Annotated in this window: 2 tRNA genes and 3 rRNA genes; all 5 read left to right on the top strand. The window is 43.2% G+C overall.

Annotated elements, in window-relative coordinates:
- The first annotated feature begins 246 nt into the window (after window positions 1-246).
- The 5 genes from CAMP5060_RS07870 to rrf all read left to right on the top strand — a co-directional run bounded on the left by CAMP5060_RS07870 (window position 247) and on the right by rrf (window position 5,778).
- Window positions 247-1,760: ribosomal RNA gene (locus CAMP5060_RS07870) — 16S ribosomal RNA — on the top strand.
- Between the two features lie 95 nt (window positions 1,761-1,855).
- Window positions 1,856-1,931 (top strand) — tRNA-Ala (locus tag CAMP5060_RS07865).
- A gap of 8 nt (window positions 1,932-1,939) precedes the next feature.
- Window positions 1,940-2,016, top strand: a tRNA-Ile gene (locus CAMP5060_RS07860).
- Between the two features lie 463 nt (window positions 2,017-2,479).
- Window positions 2,480-5,387: ribosomal RNA gene (locus tag CAMP5060_RS07855) — 23S ribosomal RNA — on the top strand.
- A gap of 274 nt (window positions 5,388-5,661) precedes the next feature.
- Window positions 5,662-5,778, top strand: a 5S ribosomal RNA gene (rrf, locus tag CAMP5060_RS07850).
- Together the 16S, 23S and 5S rRNA genes with 2 tRNA genes alongside form the textbook arrangement of a ribosomal RNA operon.
- The last annotated feature ends 84 nt before the right edge of the window (window positions 5,779-5,862 follow it).

Raw genomic sequence — 5,862 nt, 5'->3', positions numbered from 1 at the left:
AATAAAACTTTAAGCTTTTATTGCTATAATTTCATTTCCTTTTTAAATAAAAGGGTTTTAAAAAGCTAAGACTTTTTGTCTTAATTTTTTAGTATTTGTTCTTTAAATTATTAATATTGTTAATCAAATCTTATAGTCAATCTTTGAAATCTAAATAAGTGATCGATTGAGCCAGAAAGATTTATTTTTAAATCTTAACAATCAACTTTTTCTTTGAAGAAAAAGATTAAACTTATCCAATTATTTTTTATGGAGAGTTTGATCCTGGCTCAGAGTGAACGCTGGCGGCGTGCCTAATACATGCAAGTCGAACGATGAAGCTTTTAGCTTGCTAGAAGTGGATTAGTGGCGCACGGGTGAGTAAGGTATAGTTAATCTGCCCTACACAAGAGGACAACAGTTGGAAACGACTGCTAATACTCTATACTCCTGCTTAACACAAGTTGAGTAGGGAAAGTTTTTTCGGTGTAGGATGAGACTATATAGTATCAGCTAGTTGGTGAGGTAATGGCTCACCAAGGCTATGACGCTTAACTGGTCTGAGAGGATGATCAGTCACACTGGAACTGAGACACGGTCCAGACTCCTACGGGAGGCAGCAGTAGGGAATATTGCGCAATGGGGGAAACCCTGACGCAGCAACGCCGCGTGGAGGATGACACTTTTCGGAGCGTAAACTCCTTTTCTTAGGGAAGAATTCTGACGGTACCTAAGGAATAAGCACCGGCTAACTCCGTGCCAGCAGCCGCGGTAATACGGAGGGTGCAAGCGTTACTCGGAATCACTGGGCGTAAAGGGCGCGTAGGCGGATTATCAAGTCTCTTGTGAAATCCAACGGCTTAACCGTTGAACTGCTTGGGAAACTGGTAGTCTAGAGTGAGGGAGAGGCAGATGGAATTGGTGGTGTAGGGGTAAAATCCGTAGATATCACCAAGAATACCCATTGCGAAGGCGATCTGCTGGAACTTAACTGACGCTAAGGCGCGAAAGCGTGGGGAGCAAACAGGATTAGATACCCTGGTAGTCCACGCCCTAAACGATGTACACTAGTTGTTGGGGTGCTAGTCATCTCAGTAATGCAGCTAACGCATTAAGTGTACCGCCTGGGGAGTACGGTCGCAAGATTAAAACTCAAAGGAATAGACGGGGACCCGCACAAGCGGTGGAGCATGTGGTTTAATTCGAAGATACGCGAAGAACCTTACCTGGGCTTGATATCCTAAGAACCTTTTAGAGATAAGAGGGTGCTAGCTTGCTAGAACTTAGAGACAGGTGCTGCACGGCTGTCGTCAGCTCGTGTCGTGAGATGTTGGGTTAAGTCCCGCAACGAGCGCAACCCACGTATTTAGTTGCTAACGGTTCGGCCGAGCACTCTAAATAGACTGCCTTCGTAAGGAGGAGGAAGGTGTGGACGACGTCAAGTCATCATGGCCCTTATGCCCAGGGCGACACACGTGCTACAATGGCATATACAATGAGACGCAATACCGCGAGGTGGAGCAAATCTATAAAATATGTCCCAGTTCGGATTGTTCTCTGCAACTCGAGAGCATGAAGCCGGAATCGCTAGTAATCGTAGATCAGCCATGCTACGGTGAATACGTTCCCGGGTCTTGTACTCACCGCCCGTCACACCATGGGAGTTGATTTCACTCGAAGCCGGAATACTAAACTAGTTACCGTCCACAGTGGAATCAGCGACTGGGGTGAAGTCGTAACAAGGTAACCGTAGGAGAACCTGCGGTTGGATCACCTCCTTTCTAGAGTACAAACTGATAAGTCTCACAACTATCAGTTCATATATAGACTCAATCATCCTTGTTTAGATTTCAAAGATTGATGAAAAGCTAATTTTGGGGAATTAGCTCAGCTGGGAGAGCGCCTGCTTTGCACGCAGGAGGTCAGCGGTTCGATCCCGCTATTCTCCACCATTTATTAAGGGCCTATAGCTCAGCTGGTTAGAGTGCACCCCTGATAAGGGTGAGGTCACAAGTTCAAGTCTTGTTAGGCCCACCATAAAAGATTTGTTTATCAATCATATAATAAAGTTTTAAAACTTAAAGCAAGTATATAGCTAACAATAAAGCAATAAGTAAAATAAAATAAAATAAAATACTTTATTGCTTATATTTTTAAATTATTTAAACTCTTTATATATACTTCCTTTAGGTTTTAAGACCTAAGCTAAATAAATAATAGAATATTTATATATTAGATTAGTTATTTAATGTTATTTGAATTATCATTGTTAAGAGTCACAAGCAAGTTTTAATAAAAACAATTTTACAGGACTTGTTAAAGGATAAAACCTAACTATCTTTTCTTTAGCTTTTAGTTAAAGACAAGTTTTAAACTCACAGCTTAGTTAGACTAGTATTTTTAGTTTTATTAAGTGTTTAAATGCTTTCCGTCTTAAGATAGTAAAGTCTTATCATAAAAACTTTAACAAGGAAGTGATGCGTTTTAGAATGAATTTAAAAGGTAAGCTATTAAGAGCGAATGGTGGATGCCTTGGCTGGTAAAGGCGATGAAGGACGTACTAGACTGCGATAAGCTACGGGGAGCTGTCAAGAAGCTTTGATCCGTAGATTTCCGAATGGGGCAACCCAGTATATAGAGATATATACTACCATAATGGAGCGAACGTAGGGAATTGAAACATCTTAGTACCTACAGGAAAAGAAATCAATAGAGATTGCGTCAGTAGCGGCGAGCGAAAGCGCAAGAGGGCAAACCCAGTGCTTGCACTGGGGGTTGTAGGACTGTAATGTGCAATAGGTGAGGTTAGTAGAACACTCTGGAAAGTGTAGCCATAGAGGGTGATAGTCCCGTATACGAAAACCAAACCTTAGCTAGCAGTATCCTGAGTAGGGCGGGACACGAGGAATCCTGTCTGAAGCTGGGTCGACCACGATCCAACCCTAAATACTACTACCAGACCGATAGTGCACAAGTACCGTGAGGGAAAGGTGAAAAGAACTGAGGTGATCAGAGTGAAATAGAACCTGAAACCATTTGCTTACAATCATTCAGAGCACTATGTAGCAATACAGTGTGATGGACTGCCTTTTGCATAATGAGCCTGCGAGTTGTGGTGTCTGGCAAGGTTAAGCACACGCGAAGCCGTAGCGAAAGCGAGTCTGAATAGGGCGCTTAAGTCAGATGCTGCAGACCCGAAACGAAGTGATCTATCCATGAGCAAGTTGAAGCTAGTGTAAGAACTAGTGGAGGACTGAACCGATAGGCGTTGAAAAGCCCCCGGATGACTTGTGGATAGGGGTGAAAGGCCAATCAAACTTCGTGATAGCTGGTTCTCTCCGAAATATATTTAGGTATAGCGTTGTGTCGTAGTATAAGGGGGTAGAGCACTGAATGGGCTAGGGCATACACCAATGTACCAAACCCTATCAAACTCCGAATACCTTATATGTAATCACAGCAGTCAGGCGGCGAGTGATAAAATCCGTCGTCAAGAGGGAAACAACCCAGACTACCAGCTAAGGTCCCTAAATCTTACTTAAGTGGAAAACGATGTGAAGTTACTTAAACAACCAGGAGGTTGGCTTAGAAGCAGCCATCCTTTAAAGAAAGCGTAATAGCTCACTGGTCTAGTGATTTTGCGCGGAAAATATAACGGGGCTAAAGTAAGTACCGAAGCTGTAGACTTGATTTTATCAAGTGGTAGGAGAGCGTTCTATTTGCGCCGAAGGTATACCGGTAAGGAGTGCTGGAGCGAATAGAAGTGAGCATGCAGGCATGAGTAGCGATAATTAATGTGAGAATCATTAACGCCGTAAACCCAAGGTTTCCTACGCGATGCTCGTCATCGTAGGGTTAGTCGGGTCCTAAGTCGAGTCCGAAAGGGGTAGACGATGGCAAATTGGTTAATATTCCAATACCAACATTAGTGTGCGATGGAAGGACGCTTAGGGCTAAGCAAGCTAGCGGATGGAAGTGCTAGTCTAAGGTCGTAGGAGGTTATATAGGCAAATCCGTATAACAATACTCCGAGAACTGAAAGGCTCTTCAAAGTCTTCGGACAGCGAGGAGAATTGCTGATGCCGTCGAGCCAAGAAAAGTTTCTAAGTTTAGCTAATGTTGCCCGTACCGTAAACCGACACAGGTGGGTGGGATGAGTATTCTAAGGCGCGTGGAAGAACTCTCTTTAAGGAACTCTGCAAAATAGCACCGTATCTTCGGTATAAGGTGTGGTTCGCTTCGTATTAGGATTTACTCCGAAAGCGAAGAAACTTACAACAAAGAGTCCCTCCCGACTGTTTACCAAAAACACAGCACTCTGCTAACTCGTAAGAGGATGTATAGGGTGTGACGCCTGCCCGGTGCTCGAAGGTTAATTGATGGGGTTAGCATTAGCGAAGCTCTTGATCGAAGCCCGAGTAAACGGCGGCCGTAACTATAACGGTCCTAAGGTAGCGAAATTCCTTGTCGGTTAAATACCGACCTGCATGAATGGCGTAACGAGATGGGAGCTGTCTCAAAGAGGGATCCAGTGAAATTGTAGTGGAGGTGAAAATTCCTCCTACCCGCGGCAAGACGGAAAGACCCCGTGGACCTTTACTACAGCTTGACACTGCTATTTGGATAAGAATGTGCAGGATAGGTGGGAGGCTTTGAGTATATGACGCCAGTTGTATATGAGCCGTTGTTGAGATACCACTCTTTCTTATTTGGGTAGCTAACCAGCTTGAGTTATCCTCAAGTGGGACAATGTCTGGTGGGTAGTTTGACTGGGGCGGTCGCCTCCCAAATAATAACGGAGGCTTACAAAGGTTGGCTCAGAACGGTTGGAAATCGTTCGTAGAGTATAAAGGTATAAGCCAGCTTAACTGCAAGACATACAAGTCAAGCAGAGACGAAAGTCGGTCTTAGTGATCCGGTGGTTCTGTGTGGAAGGGCCATCGCTCAAAGGATAAAAGGTACCCCGGGGATAACAGGCTGATCTCCCCCAAGAGCTCACATCGACGGGGAGGTTTGGCACCTCGATGTCGGCTCATCGCATCCTGGGGCTGGAGCAGGTCCCAAGGGTATGGCTGTTCGCCATTTAAAGCGGTACGCGAGCTGGGTTCAGAACGTCGTGAGACAGTTCGGTCCCTATCTGCCGTGGGCGTAAGAAGATTGAAGAGATTTGACCCTAGTACGAGAGGACCGGGTTGAACAAACCACTGGTGTAGCTGTTGTTCTGCCAAGAGCATCGCAGCGTAGCTAAGTTTGGAACGGATAAACGCTGAAAGCATCTAAGCGTGAAGCCAACTCTAAGATGAATCTTCTCTAAGCTCTCTAGAAGACTACTAGTTTGATAGGCTGGGTGTGTAATGGATGAAAGTCCTTTAGCTGACCAGTACTAATAGAGCGTTTGGCTTATCTTATTTAAGCATCACTTCCTTGTTAAGGTTTTTAATAAAGCCTTGAATGTTTTTATATGAAAACTACATTTAGCTTATAAAATCTTACAAGTAAAGTTTATATTAGAACTTGCTCTTAACATTGTTTTTTAAGTATTCTAAAACAATAAAGTGATTTAGTTTAATAAAACATCTAAATATAAGAACAAGATGAGAGCTGAAATAAAAATGATTTTTATATCTAGATCTTATTGATTGTTTTTATTTGCTATATTAAATAGAATATTTAAATAACAATGTCCGTGATTATACAGATGTGGAGACGCCTTGCTCCATCCCGAACCAAGAAGCTAAGCACATCGTGGGTGATGATACTACGCCTTACTGGCAGGGGGAAAGTAGCTCATTGCGGACTTGTTAATTCTTTTATTATTCTTACTTACTACTTAGATAAATCCTTAAGTTAGTTTATTCTTTTTATGCTTATTGTTGGTTGTTA

Source organism: Campylobacter sp. 1569 (assembly GCF_024723675.1).
GTDB classification, from domain to species: domain Bacteria; phylum Campylobacterota; class Campylobacteria; order Campylobacterales; family Campylobacteraceae; genus Campylobacter_D; species Campylobacter_D jejuni_C.
Note: the sequence above shows the minus strand (reverse complement) of the source record. Positions and strands in the feature narration are given on the sequence as shown.